Source organism: Arthrobacter sp. SIMBA_036 (genome assembly GCF_046535135.1).
Taxonomy (GTDB): domain Bacteria; phylum Actinomycetota; class Actinomycetes; order Actinomycetales; family Micrococcaceae; genus Arthrobacter.
Map to the genome: position 1 here is coordinate 73,142 of NZ_JAWRXG010000013.1, position 20,974 is coordinate 94,115.

The 20,974-nt window shown below is 63.6% G+C and carries 19 protein-coding genes; 12 read left to right on the forward strand and 7 right to left on the reverse strand.

All coding sequences use genetic code 11. From position 1 onward, the window contains the following. Nucleotides 1–64: 64 nt before the first annotated feature. Complete coding sequence (locus tag SB659_RS17025; RefSeq protein ID WP_410551180.1) at nucleotides 65–1,279, reverse strand: sensor histidine kinase; 1,215 nt, start codon at nucleotides 1,277–1,279, stop codon at nucleotides 65–67. Nucleotides 1,280–1,563: 284 nt separating this feature from the next. Here SB659_RS17025 and SB659_RS17030 point away from each other — a divergent pair, with 284 nt between their 5' ends. Both SB659_RS17030 and SB659_RS17035 read left to right on the forward strand, forming a co-directional pair. Next, the gene (locus SB659_RS17030) at nucleotides 1,564–1,797 is read left to right on the forward strand and encodes a hypothetical protein (RefSeq protein ID WP_284976780.1); all 234 of its coding nucleotides are present in this window, start codon (nucleotides 1,564–1,566) and stop codon (nucleotides 1,795–1,797) included. Between the two features lie 522 nt (nucleotides 1,798–2,319). Continuing rightward, nucleotides 2,320–3,540 (forward strand): MFS transporter, encoded by a 1,221-nt coding sequence (locus SB659_RS17035; RefSeq protein WP_410551181.1) that lies wholly within the window; start codon nucleotides 2,320–2,322, stop codon nucleotides 3,538–3,540. 160 nt (nucleotides 3,541–3,700) lie between these two features. Here SB659_RS17035 and SB659_RS17040 read toward each other — a convergent pair whose 3' ends face one another. The 4 genes from SB659_RS17040 to SB659_RS17055 form a co-directional block, all read right to left on the reverse strand. Further along, entirely contained in the window at nucleotides 3,701–4,267 is a 567-nt protein-coding gene (locus SB659_RS17040; protein ID WP_410551182.1) for a recombinase family protein, read from the reverse strand. Between the two features lie 412 nt (nucleotides 4,268–4,679). Then, nucleotides 4,680–6,179, reverse strand: a complete 1,500-nt coding sequence (locus SB659_RS17045; RefSeq protein ID WP_410551183.1) for a SulP family inorganic anion transporter — start codon at nucleotides 6,177–6,179, stop codon at nucleotides 4,680–4,682. A gap of 341 nt (nucleotides 6,180–6,520) precedes the next feature. Beyond that, on the reverse strand, nucleotides 6,521–7,894 hold the full coding sequence (locus SB659_RS17050) for an MFS transporter (protein ID WP_284980443.1): 1,374 nt from the start codon (nucleotides 7,892–7,894) through the stop codon (nucleotides 6,521–6,523). A 553-nt stretch (nucleotides 7,895–8,447) separates the two neighbouring features. Continuing rightward, on the reverse strand, nucleotides 8,448–9,002 hold the full coding sequence (locus SB659_RS17055; RefSeq protein WP_410551184.1) for a hypothetical protein: 555 nt from the start codon (nucleotides 9,000–9,002) through the stop codon (nucleotides 8,448–8,450). Nucleotides 9,003–9,328: 326 nt separating this feature from the next. Here SB659_RS17055 and SB659_RS17060 point away from each other — a divergent pair, with 326 nt between their 5' ends. Next, the gene (locus tag SB659_RS17060; protein ID WP_410551185.1) at nucleotides 9,329–10,537 is read left to right on the forward strand and encodes an aspartate transaminase; all 1,209 of its coding nucleotides are present in this window, start codon (nucleotides 9,329–9,331) and stop codon (nucleotides 10,535–10,537) included. 32 nt (nucleotides 10,538–10,569) lie between these two features. Next, entirely contained in the window at nucleotides 10,570–11,265 is a 696-nt protein-coding gene (locus SB659_RS17065) for a 4-carboxy-4-hydroxy-2-oxoadipate aldolase/oxaloacetate decarboxylase (RefSeq protein WP_410551186.1), read from the forward strand. A 152-nt stretch (nucleotides 11,266–11,417) separates the two neighbouring features. On the opposite strand, the gene SB659_RS17070 is transcribed toward SB659_RS17065, so the two are convergent. After that, the gene (locus SB659_RS17070) at nucleotides 11,418–11,660 is read right to left on the reverse strand and encodes a hypothetical protein (protein ID WP_410551187.1); all 243 of its coding nucleotides are present in this window, start codon (nucleotides 11,658–11,660) and stop codon (nucleotides 11,418–11,420) included. Between the two features lie 122 nt (nucleotides 11,661–11,782). Continuing rightward, a complete protein-coding gene (gene nac / locus SB659_RS17075) occupies nucleotides 11,783–12,733 on the reverse strand; it encodes a nitrogen assimilation transcriptional regulator NAC (protein WP_284976789.1) in 951 nt (316 codons plus the stop codon). Between the two features lie 396 nt (nucleotides 12,734–13,129). Here nac and SB659_RS17080 point away from each other — a divergent pair, with 396 nt between their 5' ends. The 8 genes from SB659_RS17080 to SB659_RS17115 all read left to right on the forward strand — a co-directional run bounded on the left by SB659_RS17080 (nucleotide 13,130) and on the right by SB659_RS17115 (nucleotide 20,158). Then, nucleotides 13,130–13,915: a LamB/YcsF family protein gene (locus tag SB659_RS17080; RefSeq protein WP_410551188.1), complete on the forward strand. Its 786-nt coding sequence runs from the start codon at nucleotides 13,130–13,132 to the stop codon at nucleotides 13,913–13,915. Nucleotides 13,916–13,917: 2 nt separating this feature from the next. Beyond that, complete coding sequence (locus tag SB659_RS17085; RefSeq protein ID WP_410551189.1) at nucleotides 13,918–14,649, forward strand: 5-oxoprolinase subunit B family protein; 732 nt, start codon at nucleotides 13,918–13,920, stop codon at nucleotides 14,647–14,649. Beyond that, nucleotides 14,646–15,659 (forward strand): biotin-dependent carboxyltransferase family protein, encoded by a 1,014-nt coding sequence (locus SB659_RS17090; RefSeq protein ID WP_410551190.1) that lies wholly within the window; start codon nucleotides 14,646–14,648, stop codon nucleotides 15,657–15,659. The genes SB659_RS17085 and SB659_RS17090 overlap by 4 nt, the downstream gene beginning before the upstream one ends. Before the next feature lie 146 nt (nucleotides 15,660–15,805). Next, nucleotides 15,806–16,567 (forward strand): SDR family oxidoreductase, encoded by a 762-nt coding sequence (locus tag SB659_RS17095; protein ID WP_410551191.1) that lies wholly within the window; start codon nucleotides 15,806–15,808, stop codon nucleotides 16,565–16,567. Between the two features lie 63 nt (nucleotides 16,568–16,630). Next, nucleotides 16,631–17,569 carry a 2-hydroxyacid dehydrogenase gene (locus SB659_RS17100; protein ID WP_410551192.1) on the forward strand — a complete coding sequence of 313 codons (939 nt, stop codon included), beginning with the start codon at nucleotides 16,631–16,633 and terminating at the stop codon, nucleotides 17,567–17,569. A 62-nt stretch (nucleotides 17,570–17,631) separates the two neighbouring features. Further along, the gene (locus SB659_RS17105; RefSeq protein ID WP_410551193.1) at nucleotides 17,632–18,402 is read left to right on the forward strand and encodes an SDR family oxidoreductase; all 771 of its coding nucleotides are present in this window, start codon (nucleotides 17,632–17,634) and stop codon (nucleotides 18,400–18,402) included. Next, entirely contained in the window at nucleotides 18,402–19,493 is a 1,092-nt protein-coding gene (locus SB659_RS17110; RefSeq protein ID WP_410551194.1) for an L-idonate 5-dehydrogenase, read from the forward strand. Before SB659_RS17105 ends, SB659_RS17110 begins: the two co-directional genes overlap by 1 nt. Continuing rightward, nucleotides 19,490–20,158, forward strand: a complete 669-nt coding sequence (locus SB659_RS17115) for a gluconokinase (RefSeq protein ID WP_410551195.1) — start codon at nucleotides 19,490–19,492, stop codon at nucleotides 20,156–20,158. Before SB659_RS17110 ends, SB659_RS17115 begins: the two co-directional genes overlap by 4 nt. Nucleotides 20,159–20,974: the final 816 nt, after the last annotated feature.

A 20,974-nucleotide genomic window follows, 5' to 3' on the forward strand; every position in this document is an offset into this window, starting at 1 on the left:
AGGTGCAGCGGAGGGCGGACCGCCTACCTCACTGTTCCGCCGCTTCCTGCCCACGGTTCGGTGATCAGCTGTCGCTGCCCAGGTGAATGGTTACTACGGTCCCGGGCCCGGACGCCGGACCGATACCCAGGCGGCCGCCGGCGGCCGCCGCTATCCGTGCACAGGTTGCCAAGCCCAGACCGGTTCCTGGCGGGTCGTCTTCCCTGTGCAAACGGACCAGCGGGTCCAGGACCCGCTCGCGGTCGGCTTCGCTGATTCCCTTCCCGTTGTCGATCACCCGCACGACCACACCCCCGTCTCTGCGTTCGCCTGTGACCCGGATGACCGGGGGAACGCCGGGCCGGCAGTAGGCGACGGAGTTATGAATCAGGTTCTGCAGCAAGACCCTCATCTGAACGGGATCGGCACTGAAGCTCAAATCATCAACTTCCACCACAGCGCTGCTCGCCTCAAGGCTCGCGTCCAGATCCTGAATCACCTCACCGACCAGGGCCGTAAGGGAAAGCGGGACCGGCCGGACATCTCCGCCGACGGTGGCATAAGCAAGGACGTCTTCGACCATGTCGAGCATCCTTTGCCCGGAACCGGCCACCACGTCCAGGTACTGGGCTATCTTCGCATCAGGAGTGTTCTGGGCCTCCGCCTGACTAAGCTCGACGTAGCCGAGGATCGATGTCAGGGGATTGCGGAGGTCGTGGCTGATACGGCCGGCAAACTCGGCAAGCAAGGTGTTGCTGCGCTGCGCTTCGGTCAGCGCGCTGGCCAGTTCCCCCGCCCGGTGCTGCAGAGTAAGGGCTTCAACGACTTCTGCTGCCAGGATCTCCAAGCCCTGACGTTGCCGGTCGCTGAGCCTGCCGGTTTCCCGTGCCCCGGCGCAAAGCGTGCCAAGGACAAACCCATCATCACTGACCAGCGGCACAGAAGCGTAGAACCTGACCGCACCGCGGCGGCCGTCGACGAACGGGTTGGAGCTGTACCGGGGGTCAAGCGATGCATCCTCCAGGACCGTGGAGGTTCCGTTCAGGAAACCGACCGCGCACATGGAATCCTCGCGGCTGCACACGTACGGTTCCATCCCGGCACTTGCCACCTGATACTGCAAATCTTCGGTGATGATGTTAATCGCTGTCACGGGCTGGCCGCTCACCGTGCGGGCCAACTCCACCAGGTTCTGCAGGCGCTCCGAGGGCACCGGAACGGCGATCCGGAGCCCTGGCCCGGGAATAGGCAAACCCTTCCGGGACAGCACCGCGTCCCTGGCCAGCTCACCTACCCTCACCACTGGCGCACCGGCCGGGACGACCCAACACATCTCATGTCACCAGGGCTCAATACCGGTACTCGGGTTACGCACATTCAGCCATCCTGTCAGATGAACACCACCCCACCCCGTCACAAAACAGCCTGGTTCTGGAAGCACCTCCTCACCACCCACTCAAAACCGTAAACAGGACATGTCGGTCGGGCAGGGCGCGCCCTATCTCAAGGGGCATTCGTCGATGGCTCCGCCTCACCCCGAGCCGCCCGCCGGGCATGGACGGCGCACGCGACATAGATCAACCAATGCTCAACAATGCTTCGACGATCTCTTATTTAACACCTGCCATCACGATCGGGATGGACGGCACCTGCCGGAACAACACATTCGAAGGCGACGTCGAGCTGAACATGCAACAGGGCCTGGCGCCCGAGAAAGTTCAAGACTGGTTTGAACCCTTCAACGGCGCCTTCGTCCACCCTACGTGCGGTGAAACTCTTCTTGAAGGCCGCCTCTGCCACGGCTTGAAAAGCCGATAAGCACCCTTCCGTGAGGTTACGGCCGCTTCGGCCAGGGTCTGACGGCCGCGCTGATGGGGGAGGGGGTTGGGCTAACCCCAGCTTGGCGTAGCGCAGGTACTGGTGGACCGCCTCTTTGCTGATCCTGTGATCGTGGGCAAGGAAGGCTTTCGGTACACCGCTGCCGGCGCATTGAGCTAGCTCGGTCGGTCGTTCCGGCGCTAGAAGCTGTAAGTCCTCCCGGGGGGCCAGCACCCGGCCGCTCACGCCGGGCCAGGAACGCCTGGATCTGTCTGTCTTGGGAAGGGACGGGATTTGCGAAGCGTGCCCGAGTGTTGAATGGACCGGGCCTTGCACCAGTGGCCCTCGTGGGGCCATTAAGTGGGGCCATAAACTTGCTCAGTTACTTAGCTCTCACGCGGCATGTCCGTAGAGTAAGTTGTCGACGAAGTGAAACGCTTAGTCAGAGCCTGCTCTGGTTCGCAATTGGAGAAGAGCGGGCGGCGAAGGCTCCTTAGCTCCCGAAGGAGGGAAGAACCTACGATGCCCGCTGCTACTCGGAACGCGCCGGCGCGCCGCACCGCCGGGATCGGTTTTGCCTTCATCGGGGTTCTGCTCATTGCCGTTAACCTTCGGGTGTCTTTTGTCAGCGTGGGACCGATCCTCGCGAATATCAGTAGTGACCTGGGCCTGTCCAGCGCGGCAGCGGGATTCCTCACGGGTCTTCCGCTCATTGCTTTCGCGGTCTTCTCGCCCGTGGCGCCCCGTTTCGCTTCCCGCTTGGGTCTGGACCGTGCGCTGTGGAAGTCACTGTTGATCCTCGCCTTGGGCATCGTGCTCCGCTCCTTACCAGTGCCCGGCTTCATTTGGGCGGGCACGGCACTGATCGGCCTGGCTATCGCGTTTCTCAATGTCTTGGTCCCCTCACTGGTGAAGCGTGATTTTCCGACGAGGGTCAGCCGGGTCACTGGATTTTATACGGCCACGCAAGCCGCCTTTGCCGCTGTGGGGGCCGCCGTCGTCGTTCCGGTTGCACAGACGTCGCCGGAAGGGTGGCGGCTTGCCCTCGGGGTTTGGGTGGGTCTGGCCCTCATCGCCTTGGCCGTGCTCATGCCGTGGCTGCGCCGGCATGGGATAAGCACCACGCGTGGCACCGCGAGGGACCCCGCCTCCTACCGGTCGCCCTGGGCCTCCGCCTTGGGCTGGCAGGTGACGATCTTCATGGGACTGCAATCGGTCGCCTTTTACGTCCTGATGGCATGGCTCCCGACCATCGAACAAAGCCGCGGTGTCCCCGCTGCCACCGCTGGCATCCACCTTTCCGTTTTTCTGCTCATCAGCGTCTTTGCCAGCCTTGCCACAGGGGGAATCCTTCACCGGGGTTCGGACCAGGGGCTCGTATCCTTCACCAGTGCCGCGCTCACGTTCGTAACGTTTCTCGGGCTCGCACTCGCGCCGGACCTCATATTGCTGTGGGTCCTACTGGGGGCAATCGGGTGCGGGAGCCTCATTGTCATCGCCCTGTCTCTCTTCAGCCTGCGAACCGTGAATTACCCGCAGGCAGCGTCGCTATCGGGCATGGCGCAATCCGTGGGTTACGGACTAGGTGCAGCGGGCCCAGTCATCTTCGGTGGCCTTCGCGACCTAAGCGGAGACTGGGAACTTCCGCTGCTCCTCACGGCGGGCGTTATGGCGGTCCTTGCCGCGACGGGGGTGCTCGCCGGACGTGACAAGGTGATCAGCAGCCCAGCAAGATTCCACTAGGCTTCCTGAGCCTGAACTGGGTTCGCGACCTACCGGACATGCTTGGCACGAAGCTGGTGGCCTATGTCGGCGCAGTGAAAGAAGCCCAGGCTGTCCCACAACGGGTCGACGGGTAACAGAAGCCTGCGCAGGTCACGTCGGAGCCGGTGGGGGGAGCGGTTTACTCCAGTTTGGTTTGACGCAGGTACTGGTAGACGGTTTCCCTGCTGATTCCGTAGTCGCGCGCAAGTAAGGCTTTCGGGACACCACTGCCCGCGCGCTGGACCAGCTCAGCGGCCCGTTCCGGTGTGAGGGTCTTTTTGCGGCCTTTGTAGGCGCCGCGCTGCTTTGCCAGGGCGATGCCTTCCTTTTGGCGTTCCCTGATGAGGGAGCGTTCGAATTCGGCGAAGGCACCCATCACGGAGAGCATGAGGTTGGCCATGGGGGAGTCCTCGCCGGTGAAGACCAGGCTCTCTTTGACGAACTCCACCCTTACGCCCTTGCGGGTGAGGCCTTGGACGAGGGCGCGCAAATCATCGAGGTTGCGCGCGAGCCGGTCCATGCTGTGCACCACAACGGTGTCGCCATCGCGGGCGAAACGCAACAGCTCGGTCAGTTCTGGCCTGGAAGTATCCCTGCCTGAGGCCTTGTCCATGAAGACCCGGTCCAGAACCTGGCCATCTCGCTGGCGTTTCTCGTTCTGGTCCACCGTGCTTACACGCACGTACCCGATCCGCTGTCCGGCCACTGTTCGCCTCCAACTTGAGCCCGTCAGGTTGAGTTCTAGGCCTGTCTCAGAAAGAAGTCAAGGCGAGCACGGCAACCTGTCAGATTGGGATGCGGGGAGCCTGACGATGAGCTTCAAGCCCTCATGGCGGACTGTTGCGGATGTTCGCTACTACAGAGGATGGAGACATCGGAATGCCTTTGCTCTCTTTAGAGCGACGTACAGCCGCAGGCTGCGAAAACAGATGCGACCGCGAATTCGGTGAGGACCAGGGGAGGCCAGCGCGCCGACGCGGAATCGATCCGTTATCGGCGAGCGTCCGCGGCGTGTGGCGATCGAAACCTGCTAAATCATTGCGGGGTGACTCTTCCGTGATGTCCGGAGCCTCGCTGCCGCAGCATTGTTGTCCCGCTTCTTTGCGTGTGCTGGAAAGTCAGGCACCCAAGTGTCCGGTGAGACGGCGGTGGAAGCCGGTGCTGCGTTCATCGAGGCCTTCGATTGCCACCGTGGCGCCGTGGTCGGCGTACTTGGTTTCGATGGAGTCAATGGCGGCGACGGTTGAGGCGTCCCAGATCTGGGCGCTGCTGAGATCGATGGTCACCGAGGCGGGGTCGTCGGCATAGGCGAAGTGCTCCACCAGGTCATTGCTGCTCCCGAAGAACAGTGGTCCCACCACCGCATAGCGGACGCTTTCGCCGTCGCCGGCCACGGTCCGCTCAACGCTGATGACGTGGGCCACCCGGCGGGCGAACAGCACCATCGCCAGGATGACGCCCATCAGGACGCCGTAGGCCAGGTTTCCCGTAAAGACCACGACGGCGACGGTGACACCCATGACCGTCGTCTCCGGGATGGGCATCCTCTTCAGGGTGGATGGTTTGACGCTGTGCCAGTCCACGGTGGTAACGGCGACCACCATCATGACCGCGGCGAGGGCCACCATGGGGATCTGTCCCATCATCGAGCTGAGCCCCGTCACCAGGGCCAGCAGGAACAGCCCGGCCACGAAGGTCGAGATACGGGTGCGGGCCTGGCTGGTCTTCACGTTGAGCACCGTCTGGCCGATCATGGCGCAACCCGCAATGCCGCCGTAGAAACTGGCGAAGATGTTTGAGACACCCAGGGCCCAGGATTCGCGGCCCTTGTGCGAGGGGGTGCCGGTGATGTCGTCAACGAGTTTCGCCGTGAGCAGGGTTTCCATGAGGCCGACGAACGCCACGCTCAGCGCGGTGGGAAAAATCAGCTGGAAGGTGGCAAGGTCAAGCGGAACAAGGAAATGGGTGAGCCCGGGCAGCTTGCCCGTGAGCGGGCCCTCGTCCGCGACATTCGGAACGGTGAGTCCGGCGAGAATGACGATTGCGGTGACGACGACGATGGCCACCAGCGGCGACGGGAGCACCTTGGTGAGGCGCGGCAGGATGAAAATGATCGCAAAGGTCAGGGCGAACAGGACGTAGGCGAGCCCCGGGACATTGAAGACGTGGGGCACCTGCGCCATGAAGATCAGCACACCCAGGGCGTTGACGAACCCGATCATCACCGACCGCGGAATGAACCTCATCAGGCGGGCCAGGCCGGCAAGGCCAAAAGCTACCTGGATCACGCCCGCGAGGACCACGGCCGGTAGGACATATCGGACACCGTGCCCATGCACCAGCGGGGCGATCACCAGGGCCACGGAACCGGCTGCCGCAGTAACGACGCCCGGCCTTCCGCCCAGGATGGACATCGCCAGGGCCAGCACGATGGAGGCGACGAGGCTCACCATGGGGTCCACCCCGGCGACGATCGAGAAGGAGATGACTTCCGGTACGAGTGCGAGGGTGGTGACCATTCCGGCCAGGACCTCGCGGCTGAGTTGCCGCGGGGAGTGCAAGGCCGTAAGGACGGTGACGGGTTGCCTGATTGGTCGGGTACGGTCGGCGACGGACAAAGAGCGACTCCAGGGGAATTGGCCCTCTTTTGAAGAGAGCGGTGTGCAACGTTTCTGCGTCGCGCTGCACCCGTCAAGTCTGCCAAGAAAGAACATTGGGGCTGGAGAACGGATGCGCCAGGGACTCGCGGCTGCAGAGTGAGCCGAGTTGGTGACGTAGAGTTCTCCACCGGCTAGGCGGGGCATTACGCGCGACATGAAGACCTCTTGGTCGTTGGCTGCGTGTGGTAACCACCAAACTAAGAGGTCTTCACGTATTCACGATGTAACGAACGTCCTGACTCGTACAGCTAGTTTGCCATCAGTTCAGGGGCGATTACCCGTCACTTCTGCATTTCAGGCTAACCAGAGAGGCCGGGCGTGGCTGTGCTCGGGGACACGGCCGTTAGGACGGCGGTCTCCTGCTCGCCCTGCTGGACCTCGTCGAGTTCCTTGAGTGTGTAATTTTTGGTCTCCTTGGCGGTGAGGGCTGAGATTCCTGCCAGGACCATGAACCCGAGTGCGACCATGGACGGCCCAACCCAATCTTTCAGATCGGGGCCAGCGAGTGCTGTCGAGAGAACGGGGCCGATGACGCCCGAGATGGCGAAGCCGATCTGGGTGCCAAGGGCGAGTCCGGAGACGCGCAGCCGGCCGGGGAACATCTCTGCGAAGAACGAGGGCCAGGACGCGTTCACCATTGAGTAGAAGAGGGAGTAGTTGATGATGCCAAACAGGAAGATCAGCGACCAGTTGCCGGTCGTGATTGACCATAGGTAGGGCACCATTGTGATGCCCGCGCCGCCCGTTGCGATGAGGAACATCGTTTTGCGGCCGATCTTGTCCACAAGGAATCCTGCCAGGGGCGTGATTCCGAGGGCGATCACTGCCGAGACTGTGGTCGTCAGGAGCATGGTCGGCTTATCGAGCTTGTATCCGGCGGTCCCGAATGCTACCGAGAAGGTTTGCATCATGTAGCTTGTGCCCGCGATGAGCGCACAGAATACGATCCGCAGCACCGCGCGCCAGTGGAAGCGCAGAAGGTGCCTGAGGGGGGCGACGTTCACCTTGGCGGCCTGGACCTTTACGAACTCGGGCGGCTCTTGGATGTGGCGGCGGATCAGGTATGCAGCGACGACTACGACGGCGGAGGCCCAGAACGGAAGCCGCCAACCCCAGCTCAGCAACTGCTCCGAGGGCATGGCCGCGACAGGGATGAAGACCAGCAGGGTGAGCAGCGTGCCCGAGGAGGAGCCTAAGGTGGTGAAGCTTGCGAGGAAACCGCGTCGGCCCTCGGAAGCATGCTCCAGGCTCATGGTGATGGCACTGGGCTGCTCGCCGGAAAGGCACAGTCCTTGGATGACCCGGATCAGTACGAGCAGGATCGGAGCCAGAGGACCGATTTGGGCGTACGTGGGGAGGCACCCGATAAGGAAGGTGCAGCCGCCGATGCCGAATAGTGTGATCATCATGACGAATTTGCGGCCACGGCGGTCACCCATTGGTCCGAGGATGAGAGAGCCGAGGGGGCGTACCGCGTAGCCGACCGCGAAGGTGATCATGGCAAGCAGCACGCTGATGCCTTGGGGAAGCTTGGGCGAGAAGAAGAGGACGTTCAGAATCAACGCGGACGAGGTGCCATACACCGCGAAGTCGTAGTACTCCAGCGTGGTGCCGATCCAGGCCGCGACTGCGGCCCTGACCGGGGTCTTCCTGGGAAGTGTGGTTTCTGTCATTTCGTCTCCGGTGGCGGTGGGTGAACGGCGGCCTGCGCCTACACGTGGGCTGGAAAAAGATCTCGATTGAGAGCGCCTTATTGGTTCTGCTGCGGCCTCCCCGGTGGGACATCGTGTGTTTCTACGGCTTAGCGCGCTGGCCTCAGACATCACGTTAACGTTTATGGCGCGGGTCACACAAAGACAGCTTTTTTGTCCCTACATAGCGATTTCCTATGGAGGATCTCGTTGAGTAGGGAGGCGTTGCACACCGGAAGTTCAACGCGGAGCGGGGACTCCGCGGAGCTGTCCCTCCAACCCGGGTAAGTAAGTGGCCTTCACCCGGCTGCGGCAGCAGGGCAGCGTGGCCAGGCACGCAGCTCATCCGGGTTGCGGTAAGCCGGTCTACGGTGTGCGCCACCAGCATCTGTGACTTGCGCTGTCTACGGGACTGGCAAAAGAGCGTGTACCCAGTTGATACACAACCCGCGGGCTCCGGTTGTTCGCGGCATAAGTCCTCTACCCAAGGGGCGAAGACGACTGGCAGCGGACCAGCCGGGACGGATCATCCTGGCTAGGCCACGCGCAATCTTACGCCCCTTGTCATTTTGCGGATTTCGTCGGGCTTGAGGCCGCTTGCCCCGGCAAGTTGGTAGTCGTCCAGCAGCCCGGATTTCCTGGCCAGGGCCAGTACCTGCCTCCGTTCCTCTTCTACGGCCGTCCGGGCGCCTTCTGCCGCTGCCCGCTCCGAAGCCAGTCCTGCAATGAGGTGAAGATGGCCGCTCCGGCTTTGGCCCGACGGATACAGCTCCCCTCGGGCCGCCGCGGCCGACCGGATACTGGCGGCAGGCAGGCCGGCGGCCTGCGCGAGGGCGGCGACCTTCACGCCGTCGCACAGTGCCTGGGCAACGTAGTCACCGAGCTCGGCGTTGAGGGCACGGACCCGGCTGGAGCGGAGGGCGAGGGTCGTCCGCAGCTGGGCCAGCGTGGCCAGGGCTTGTTGGGCGCGGACAGTGGCGGGATCTGGCTTCGGAGCGCCCCGGTACCGGTAGGCGGCCCTACCGGTCCTGCCCGTCCCGGTCTCCGGTGTCCGCGGAAGTATCCGTTCCTGAGTCTCTCTGCCGGGCACCCCTGCTCCTTGCCTTTCGTTGGTGCTTCAGTGTCAGCGCGCTTCCGGACAGTGGGGGCATCTTTCCGCGGTGCGCCCCGATGGCGTGGGAGGAACGTCGCGGGGGGTCCGTGCCTTCTTGGGTCCGTTGTCCATCCCGCAGGTTACGCCTATGGCGAGCCGGGACGGCAATACCGAAAGTGCGTGGGGCGATACGCGAAAGTTCTGGCTGCTCGGTCATAAGAGCTGCTTATCTGTCCACGCACTTTAGGTCTTATCCAAGAGGGGCGCTCCTTCCCTAGGCTCGGATGAACCACCCTCATAGCTCCGGAACCTTGGAAGAGACCATGCCTGAATTCGTGCCCGCATTACGCGTAACCCGTATCAAGTCCTCACCCAGCGTTGCCGCGGCGGCACGTGTTCGGGAGCTCAAGGCCGAGGGCCGTCGGATCCTGGACCTGACCGTCGGAGAGCCGGATTTTGATACACCGCAGCACGTCAAGGACGCTGCCATCGCTGCCATCGGCCGCGGTGAAACCAAGTACACATCGGTTACCGGCACGCCCGAACTGCAAAAGGCGATTCTGCAGACCCTGAAGCGCAAGACCGGCCAGCAGTACACGCCGGCCGAGATCACTATCGGAGGCGGTGGGAAGCAGGTTATTTTCACCGCATTCATGGCCACCCTGGGCCAGGGCGACGAGGTCGTCATCCCGGCACCGTACTGGGTCTCCTACCCGGACATGGTGCTCGCCAACGAAGGCACCCCAGTCATTGTTCCCTGCGGCGAGGACACTGACTTCAAACTCACCCCTGAGGCACTGGCCGGGGCACTAACGGACCGCACCAAGTGGGTCATCCTCAACACGCCCTCCAACCCCACGGGAGCGGTGTACTCCGGGGAAGAACTGGCCGGCCTGGCCGCCGTCCTCAGGGAGCACCCCGCTGTCCACGTCCTCACTGATGAGATCTACGATGAGATCCACTTCGGCGAAGAGCACATCACCAGTCTGGTGACCGTTGCCCCTGAGCTCAAGGACCGTGTGCTGGTCACGAATGGCGTTTCCAAGGCCTATGCCATGACGGGCTGGCGGCTGGGCTATGCCGGGGGACCTGCACCGCTGGTTGCGGCCATCAACAAACTGCAGTCCCAGATGTCGTCCTGCCCGTCCTCCATCAGCCAGGCCGCTGCCGCCGCGGCACTGACCGGGGATCAGGCATTCGTCCGTGAAAGCGTGGACGTGTACCGTGAACGCCGCGATAGTGCAGTGGCGGGACTCAACGCCGTCAAGGGCCTGCAATGCACGACGCCGGAGGGCGCCTTTTACGCCTACGTCAACTGCGCCGGGGTCATCGGCAAAACGACTCCCGGGGGCCGGCAGATCACCAACGACGAGGACTTCACCCTCTATCTTCTGGAAGCAGCGTCTGTTGCCGTCATCCAAGGTTCGGCCTATGGACTGAGCCCCTACTTCCGGATTTCCTACGCCACCGGGTTGCCGGTGATCGAGGAATCCATTGCCGCCATCGAAAAGGCCGTCCAGGCACTGTCCTGATTTCCCTTCCCCTTTGAACAACAGGAGCACCCATGATCCACGTCAAAACGAAATTCGACCGGCCCTCAGAGGACGCCATCCAGCGTCTGGCCAAATTCTCCTCCGCCACAGTGCACGAAGCACAGGGCCGCAAAGGTGCCCTGAGCTCGAAGATCAAGCCCATCGACCGCGGCATGACCTTTTGCGGGCCCGCCGTCACCGTGGTCTGTGCGCCGCGGGACAACCTGATGCTGCAAGTGGCCATCCACTATGCGCAGAAGGGTGACGTTGTCCTGGTAGCAGCCGGCGAGTACGAGGAGGCCGGGACGTTCGGCGACGTTCTGGGTAACGCCATGAAGGCGAAAGGCCTGGCCGGTATGGTCACGGACTCCGGTGTCCGTGACACCAAGGACCTGATCGAACTTGGATTGCCCGTGTTCTCAGGCAGTGTCTGTATCAAGGGCACCGTGAAGGAAACGATCGGCCCCGTCAACCACCCCCTGGTGTTCGGCGGCGAGATTGTCTACCCGGGCGATGTCCTCCTGGGGGACGCCGACGGTGTGGTGGTGGTCCGCAAGGACGAGATCGAGGAAGTTATCAAGCTGTCGCAGGCACGCGTGGACGCGGAAGACGACCTCATTCGCCGCTACAAGGATGGGGGCACGACCATCGAGTTGTGCAAACTGACGGACGTGCTGAAGGCCAAGGGCCTGCTGGTGGAGGACGCCGAACTGGAGCCATCCCTGTAGTCACCCCTCGCATCGATTGCCGGTACTGGTCGTTTTGACCCCTTCCTTGTAACGGCAGGTACCCGGCATTTGACGCGGTTACGCCAAGAGGCCCGGCGTTCCTTTCGGAACTCCGGGCCTTGCCTCTTGCCGTTTTCAAGTCGGTGAGCCGATCAGTTCATGCCGGGCAGCAGGTGCGCCGTCGGTCCCGCTTGGGCGTCGTCGAGGTACCACATGGTGGAGCCGCGCCTGCCCGGGGGCATCATGCTTCCCTCGAACACGAAGACGTGCTCGGTGGCGGGCCCGTCTTCGGGACGCCAGAATCCGTTGGCTGGGCAATGCGAACCGGTGCTGGCTTTCAGCTGGATTCTTCCTTCAGTTGCCTTCCGGTACTGCGTGCTGGTGATCTTTTTCATGGCGGGGCTCCAGGGAATTTTGTTGCCGGGGTTTCGCATTGGCGAAACCTTTATGGTCTTTATCCTAGAACTTACGCAATTCCCTGAATAAGACTAAAGCGGAGTGACCTGATAAGCCCTGCTTATGATGCCTCGAACGGTGCGGTGGGGAGCGGAGAATATTTACTCCGGAGTATCTCCTGCAGCATTTCCTTGAGGACCAGCAGGACGGCGGACGCGGCTTCGGATAGGGGCTCATGGTCGGGCGTGCATAAGGCAATCCTGCACTGCAGTGCAGGCTCGACGATCCTCAGGACCCGGAAGTCCTCCTCATGAAACAGGGCATCCGCCGCTGACTTGGGCAGGATGGTCGCTCCGAGGTCCGTGCGCAGCAGCCGGGTGAGGGAGGGGACCGATTCCACCTCGCCCACCAGCTTCAGTTTCAGGCCCTTGCTGTCGATGCCCGCCTGGACCACCTGGCGAAGGGTATGGATCTGTTCCGGCAGGAAGAGGCCCACGGCAGCCACCTCGTCCAGGGTGATGGTGTCCGCGTCGGCGGTAACGGGCAGCTCCCGGCGGGAGTTAACAATCAGGTACAGGTCCTCGACGATGAGGGTGGTGAACTGCACCCCTCGGACGGGGCCAGGCTCATAGATGAGTGCCATGTCCAACCGGCCGTTCTTGATGGCCTCGCTGAGCACGCCGCCATATATCTCCGTCAGGTGCAGCACGATGTCCGGGTATCGGCGGCCCACTTCACTGATGATCCGGGGAGTGAGGCTTGAGGCCATGCTGTACGGGGCGATCGCTATGGAGACGCGGCCCGAAGGCGCAGCTCCTGACGCTGCCACATCCATCCTGGCTTGCTCCACGAGTCGCAGGATGGTCTGCGCGTGCCGGTACAGCGTGTGGCCGGCGGCCGTAGGCTCCACGCCCTGCTTGCTCCGGATCAGGAGCCGCTGTTTCAGCTCCGTTTCCAGGGCTGACACCTGCTGGCTTAGCGCGGGTTGGGCCACGTGGAGGGCGGCGGCCGCTTTGGTGATGCTTCCTGAGTCGACAATCTTGACGAAGTACGCCAGCTTACGGGTGTCCATAGCGCTCCTCTTTTCCAGCGGGGATGGCACAGCATGCGGGGTCATACGTTGGCGCTATGGCGGGACAGGCATTACGTCTTTGTGTGATCCGAGTCCCGGGCATAGGTTAGTTGCAGATGACTTTCCAATGACCAAGACATTCTATCCCCGCCTAGCCATCGCCGATTTTGATGGCGACATATGTTTTTTGCATAAGTGAGGGAAGGGTTTATTGTTCAGCACGATTTTTCGCAGTTACAAACCGAAAACCGAAAACATCTTTCGGGATCGGTGCCAATAACGTTTGTCACCGTCATAACTGTTCCCTATAGGGGATATAACATTCGTTTTTGTGTGGTTCAAATTCCGATGCCACGCTCATTTAGACCCGCAGTACCCGCTATAGAAAGGCCCCTAATGCGCACAGTCGATCTCGTAGCGGATCTTGGTGAAGGTTTTGGTGCCTACTCGATCGGTGACGACAAAGCCCTGCTGGAGATCGTGTCCAGCGCCAACATCGCGTGCGGCTTCCACGCAGGGGACCCCGACATCATGGACTCCACTGTGGCTGAATGCGTCAGTAAGGGAGTCAGCATAGGCGCCCATCCAAGCTTCCCGGATCTCCGCGGCTTCGGCCGCCGGGCCATGGACCTCACCGCTGATGAAGTCCGCAACGACGTCATCTACCAGCTGGGAGCCCTCTCAGGGTTTGCCACCTACCACGGCGGTTCCGTCTCCCACTTGGCCCCGCATGGCTGTCTCGGAAACCTGGTGGCGACCAGGACTGACTACGCCGAGGCAGTAGCGGACGCTGCCGTGCGGGTGGATCCCGCCCTGATCATCCTCGCGCAGGACGGTGAACTCGCCACCGCCGCGAAAGAGCGCAGCCTGCGGGTGGCCATCGTCGGCATCGCGGACCGGGCCTACCAGGATGACGGCACACTGGTGCCGCGCAGCCGGCCCGGCGCTGTGATCCACAACCCCTCCGTCATCATCCAGCGCACCGTGCGGATGGTCTGTGACGGACTGATCGAAACAGTCTCCGGCAACGACATCGCCATCCAGGCAGACACGGTGCTGTTGCATGGCGACAACCCGGGCGCCGTCGATCTCGCCCGCCTGATCCGCAGCGAACTGATCGCCGCGGGCGTCACCATCGCACCGCTGGCGCAGGTCCTCGCCGCAAAGCAAAAGATTTCCTGACCATGGCCACCCCAACGACGACCAGCCGGACAAGACTAGACATCTATGAGTCCGGTGACGCCGCCCTGCGCGTGGTGGCACAGTCCAGTGACGCAGAAACCAACTGGACCACCGTCCACTCGTTGGCGGACTGGCTGGCCACCGCCGGCATCGATGGCCTACGTGGCGCCGTTCCCACCTACGACTCGGTCCTGGTCGAATTTGACCCCTACCTCACCTCCGCGCGTCAGGTCCGGGCGTTCGTCCTCCTGGCAATGCGCCAATTGGACTTTGTCGGCACCACCCTGCGCGAGCCGCGCCGCTTCGACGTGCCCGTGGTTTACGGCGGCGACTATGGGCCCGACCTGGAGCGCGTTGCAGAACACCAGGGCCTGGGCGTTGAGGACGTCATCGCCCGGCACACCGCCAAGACCTACGTCATTCGCTGCCTCGGGGCGCCGGCAGGATCTCCCATGATGGACGGACCGGACTTCCCGGTCCCGGTGCCCAGGCTCAAGGACCCGCGGTTGTCGGTTCCCGCCGGTGCCGTATCCGTGGCAGGCCGCCAGGCCGTGATCGCCCCGGCCGTGGCACCGGGCGGCTGGTGCGTCATCGGGCAGACGCCTCTAACAGTGCTGGACGCAGCACGCGAACCTCTGGTGCCTTACGTCCCCGGCGACGAACTGCGCTTCTACCGGATCCCGGCAGATGACTTCGGAAGCTTCGCCGGGCAGTTCTTGGAGGCGCAGCCATGACCGGTTCCCTGATCATCCTGCAGCCGGGGCATTCCGTGGTCACGGACCTGGGCCGGACGAGGGGCCCCGCCTACGGACTCCCTGTCAACGGCGCCTTGGACCAGTACTCCGCCAAGGCCGCGAACATCCTCGCCGGCAACGACGACAACGACGCCCTACTCGAGCTCACGGCGCTGGACTTCCGGATGCGCGCCACCACGGACGTGCTGATCGCCGTCACCGGTGCACCCCTTGACCTCACGGTGGGTGGACGCGAGTGCCCGCAATGGGAACCGGTGTCCGTCCGGGCCGGCGAAGTCGTGGCCGTACGGGGAATCCGGACCGGGCTCCGCGCCTACATCGCCGTCCATGGATCCTTCACGGTCCCCAGCCTGCTCGGCAGCTGCGCCCCTGACACCGTAGTGGGCTTCGGACTGAAGCTCGCAGAAGGCTTCCCCCTCGAAACACGGAAGACCACAGCTCCCATCACCCAACCGCACTTTGGCCTGCCGCTGTTCCGGCTCGACCTCACCAAACCCGCCTTCACCACCAACCCGGTCATCGACGTCACCGACGGTCCGGACGTGGCGGAATTCGGAGAAACGGCAGACCTGCTGTTCACAACCCAGTACACCGTGAGCCCCCGCAGCAACCACATCGGTCTCCGGCTCGGTGGTGCCCTTCCCGAACGCCAGCTCACATCCGAAGTCCTATCCCGCGGCGTTCCTGTTGGGGCCATCGAGGTCCCGTCCCGGGAGGAGCTGCTGGTGCTGCATCGGGGACGCGGCGTAACGGCGGGCTACCCCGTCCTGGCGGTGGTCACGAGCCGCTCCCTGGACCTCCTGGCCCAAGCCAGGCCAGGACACACCGTCAGCTTCAGAAAGACAACCGTGGCGGAAGCAACGGCTACCCACCGGACAGCCTGCCTGGAACTGGACAGGCTCCGGAACACCATCAACACAGTCTTCGGCCTCCTTGGCATCGGCGCTGGCCAGCGCTGGTACGAACTCAGCCCAGCGTCCGGAGCCTGAACCACATGAATGCTTCTCCCACCGCCAAGCTCCGCGCCCACACGAACCACCACGCGATCCCTACCCCTGCCAACCCCCCGCTACTACGTCCAGCCCCATAGCCGGACGCACGAGCCCTCCCGACTTCCACCACTTTTGGAGTACCAATGCCCTTTTCCGACTACACCACCGCCCTCGTCACCGGAGCTTCTACCGGCATGGGTGCTGCCATCGCCGAACGACTGGCCAAGCGCGGCCTCACGGTCCACGCGGTGGCCCGCAACGAGGAACGCCTCACCGAGCTTGCCGACCGGACAGGAGCAGTCCCGCACGTGGTGGACCTGACCGACACCACCGCGCTGGCCGCCGTCGTCCGTGACCTGAAAGTGGATGTCCTGATCAACTGCGCGGGAGTCTCCCGGCCGGGCAACATCCTGGATTCCTCGGCGCAGGACATCGACGAACTGGTGGACGTGAACCTGCGCGGCCTGCTGCAGCTCACCCGGCTGGTGCTGCCAGGCATGGTGGAACGGGACCTCGGCCACGTGGTGAACATCAGCTCCATCGCCGGGACCTACAACTTCTACGGCCACACGGCCTACCACGCCACCAAGGCCGCGGTGCACCAAATCTCCCGGCAGCTCCGGAACGACACCGTGGGCAAGCGCATCCGCGTCACCGAAATCTGCCCCGGCAGGGTGGAAACCGAGATCTTCGGCCGGAATATGGGCGGCAGCCCCGAAGCCATGGAAGAAGCCTGGCAAACGTACTACGAAGGCTACGAGTCGCTGACCACCGACGACATCGTCAACGCCTTGGACTACGCCATCGAGACCCCGCGGCACGTCAATGTCGGCATGCTTGAACTCATGCCCACGTTCCAGGTGCCTGGCGGCCTGACCTTCGACCGCCGGGGGAACTCCGACTAAAACCGCCCCCGACACCCAAACCCGGGGAACTACCTTCCCACCGCCAACCGATAGGCCCTCACGATGCAATTAGTACGAACCGTCAGTTTCCCGGACTCCCGGCTCCTGGCCGATCTCTCCCCGCTTCCCGAAGGACTACGGGGCGTCGTGTGGGACATGAAGGACGAGCCGGGGGAGGAGTTGGGTGGCATCGACGGCGTCATCCTCCCGTACATCGATGCAGGGGCAGTGCTGGGTTCGCTGGGCAAGGTCCCGGACCTTAAATTCGTGCAAACACAGTCAACAGGGTACGACGGCGTCCGCGAGGCCGCCGGCCCGGGCGCCGCAGTGGCAAACGCCTCGGGCGTCCACGCAGCTGCCACCGCGGAGCTGGCCGTGGGCCTCATCCTTGCCAGGCTGCGGGGCATCGACCAGGCCGTCAAGGACCAGCAGATTGAAAGCTGGAAGCCGCAGCGCCGCCAGTCCCTGGCCGATCGCAAGGTCCTGCTGCTGGGCATCGGCGGGATCGGCAAGGAACTCGCCCGGCGGCTGGAACCCTTCGAAGTCACCATCACCCGGGTGGGAAGCACGGCCCGCACGGACGCGGACGGACAGGTCCACGGCCCAGAGGATCTGGTAGCCCTGGCCGCGGACCACGACATCCTGGTCTCCGTCCTGCCCCTGAACGACAACACCCACCACCTGGTGGGCCGGGAAGTCCTGGCCGCCCTGCCCGACGGAGCCTTGGTGGTAAACGTGGGCCGCGGCGCCGTGGTGGACACGGACGCATTGACCCGGGAAGTGGTGTCCGGCCGCCTGCAATGCGCCATCGACGTGGTCGATCCCGAGCCGCTGCCCGCCGGCCACCCGCTGTGGTCCGCGGAGAACGCCCTCATCACCCCGCACGTGGGTGGCAACGCCTCGGCCTTTGAGCCCCGGATCCTGAAACTCCTGAAGCAGCAGCTCGAGGCGCTGGCCACCAGCCAAACCCCGGCCAACCTTGTCCAGCAGGGCCCGTTCTAAGGGCGGCCGGTACCTGATGGAGGCCGCCACACGAAACGACAAGAAGAGGAAGTAACCAGGACATGACAGGGCTTTTTGATCTCACGGGGCGCGTAGCCCTGGTCACCGGTTCGAGCAGGGGCATCGGTTCGGCCCTTGCCAAGGCACTGGCCGACGCCGGAGCAACGGTAGTGCTCAACGGCATCAACGAGGAACGTCTCAAGGACGCAGCCGCTGCCATGGCAGCGGATTTCCCGCCTGGCCGGATCCACAGCATTGCCTTCGACGTGACCGACGACGGCGCTGCCGCCCGCAGCATCGCGTGGATCGAGGACAACGTCGGCCCGCTGGAGATCCTGGTCAACAACGCCGGAATCCAGCACCGCGTCCCGATGCTGGACCTGGACGTGGCTGACTGGGAGCGCGTCCTCAGCACGGACCTGACCAGCGCCTTCCTGGTGGGCCGGGAGGCCGCCCGGCACATGATCGAACGGGGCCGGGGCAAGATCATTAACATCTGCTCTGTCCAGACCGACCTGGCGCGACCCACCATCGCCCCCTACATCGCGGCGAAGGGAGGGCTGCGGAACCTCACCCGCGCCATGACCGCCGAATGGGCGGCCTCCGGGCTGCAGATCAACGCGATCGCGCCGGGCTACATCCACACCGAAATGACGCAGAACCTGGTCGATGATGAGGAGTTCAATTCCTGGATCCTCGGCAGGACCCCTGCCCACCGCTGGGGCACCGTGGAGGACCTGGCCGGACCGGTGGTGTGGCTGGCCTCGGATGGCTCCAACTTCGTGAACGGACAGACCATCTTCATCGATGGCGGAATGACTGTGGTGGTCTGATGGCCCTGAATGCTGACCTGACGGTAGAGCTGGAAGAACTGCCCGCCACCCGCCCGGCGCTGGTGGCTCACGGCGCTGGCGACCTGCGGATCGAGGAGGTCCCGCTGCCCCAACCGGCAGCCCATGAAGCGGTGGTGGAGGTCCGGTACGGCGGGATCTGTGGCTCTGACCTGCACTATTGGCTGCACGGTGCTGCCGGGGAGTCCATCCTGAAGGCCCCACTGGTGCTGGGCCACGAAATTTCCGGCACAGTGGTGCGTGCCGCTGCCGACGGGACCGGCCCGCAGGCCGGGACCGCCATCGCAGTCCACCCCGCCACACCCGGCCCAGGCGCGGCCAAGTATCCCGCGGACCGGCCCAACCTCTCCCCGGGCTGCACCTACCTTGGCAGCGCTGCCCGCTACCCGCACACGGACGGCGCGTTCAGCCGGTACGTCACCCTCCCGGCGCGGATGCTGCGGCCCCTTCCCGACAGCATTGACCTGCGCACGGCGGCTCTGATCGAACCCACGTCCGTGGCCTGGCATGCCGTGTCCCGGGCCGGTGACGTCCGCGGGAAGACTGCGCTGGTGATCGGGTCCGGACCCATCGGTGCCCTGACCGTCGCCGTCCTCAAGCGCGCAGGCGCCGCCCGGATCACCGCCGTCGACCTGCACCCGAAGCCGCTGGAGATCGCCACAGCCGTCGGCGCGGATGAGGTGATCAACGCCGCCGACACTGCAGCGATCGCCGCCGTCGAGGCCGACGTCGTGATCGAGTCCTCCGGAAACCACCACGGCCTCGCTTCGGCCATCAACGGCGCGGTACGCGGCGGAACAGTGGTGATGGTGGGCCTGCTGCCCACCGGCATGCAGCCGGTGCCCATCTCACTGGCCATCACCCGCGAACTGGACCTCAAAGGCTCCTTCCGCTTCAACGACGAAATAGACCAGGTGATCGCCGCCCTCGCAGACGGCTCCCTGCACATCGAGCCCGTCATCACCCACGAGTACCCCCTATCCGACGCCCTGCACGCCTTCGAGACCGCCAAAGACTCCACCACCTCAAGCAAAGTCCTCCTCAGCTTCGGCAAACCGGGGCATGCCCAGTGAGCGGGCATCTGCCTCCTTTGGTAGTGATGGGTGTGTCCGGCTGCGGAAAGTCCACCGTCGGCGCCCTCCTGGGGCAGCGGCTGGGCATGCTGTTCTTTGACGGGGATGATTTCCACCCTGCAGCCAACAAGCAAAAGATGGCCGCCGGGGATCCGCTGACGGACACGGACCGGGAGCCGTGGCTAGCCCGGCTAGGGCAGTTGCTTGCAGGGAAGGACGACGGCGGCGCGGGAGTCCCGCCGATTGTTGCCTGCTCCGCGCTGAAACGCCGGTACCGGGACCTCCTTCGCAGCTATGCACCGGATGTTGTCTTCGTCCACCTCGCCGGCACTGCGGCAACAATCGGCGCACGGATGGACGCCCGTTCCCACGAATTCACGCCGCGCGCACTGCTGGACTCCCAGTTCACCGCGCTGGAAGACTTGGAGGCGGACGAGGCCCATGTGCTGGGCGATATCACCCAGCCCCTGGACGTCCTGGCCGAGATGCTCGATCTGAAGCTGAAGCCCGCTGATGCAGTCATGACCGGGGCCGAAGGTGACGCTTCGGGAAGTCCCCACCTGCGTGAAGCCTGGGTGCCCCGGCGGGAATACAAGGACCGAGCCCCTTCTCGAGCCTCTCTCCTGCCTGTAGGGCGCGCCGATAATGGAGATTCGGTCAAGTAGTTATCGGGTCATGCCAGGAAGCAGGAGCCACGTGAGGGTTCCCCGCACGCCTTGCCCTTAAGGTTTCTCGGAGGTCGCCTCGCCCTAGAGCAGCGCTTGACAGGGCGGCGGGGGAGCGCGGGAACTTGCGCGCCGATCTGGCGTCAGAAAGCGCGAAGTCCGGCATTGCTGACGGTGGCTCTCATGATGTTCTAAGATCCAACCTGACAGTTGGAGGGCAGTAAACCGGGCTGCGGTAGCCCGAGAATTTTCAAAATACTCCGACGAATGGGGTCTTAATGAACGCCGCTTTGGGAAGGGGTGGGGATATCACCTCCTCCGGTTCGTCTGGTGTCTGAGAACCAGACTTGAGCTCTACCGACGAGCGAGTCTTCCCACGTCAGGCGCCCCCACGTCAGGTTGGGGTGTAGTTCGGTCGACAGGGACTGTCGGACCCGGAACACACCAGCGGCCTCCCAGGTGACATCAATGGGGCCTGCAGCCCACGTGGAGCCGCTCTTTGCTCTGAAGACCAGGCAAGGACGCAGGCGTCAGGTTGGTAGGAGTTTAGGTCCAGATGTTTAGGCTTTACAGGTTCTGTCACGAGGAATTACTTTCCCGGCGCAGAAATGATCGAGGGTCTCGACGACACTGTGATGCCGACTAGTCACGTTAGGCTGAGCCGAACCCAGGTCCCCAGCTGGTTTTCGATGATTCGCCGCTCTGTTGATCCCTCCTGCTTAAGCCAAAGGACGGACCCGTCATCCATGACGTCATCCACCTGCCCCCGGTCAGTTAGCATTCCCCCAATGTGGATTTCTACAATTTGATTTTTGA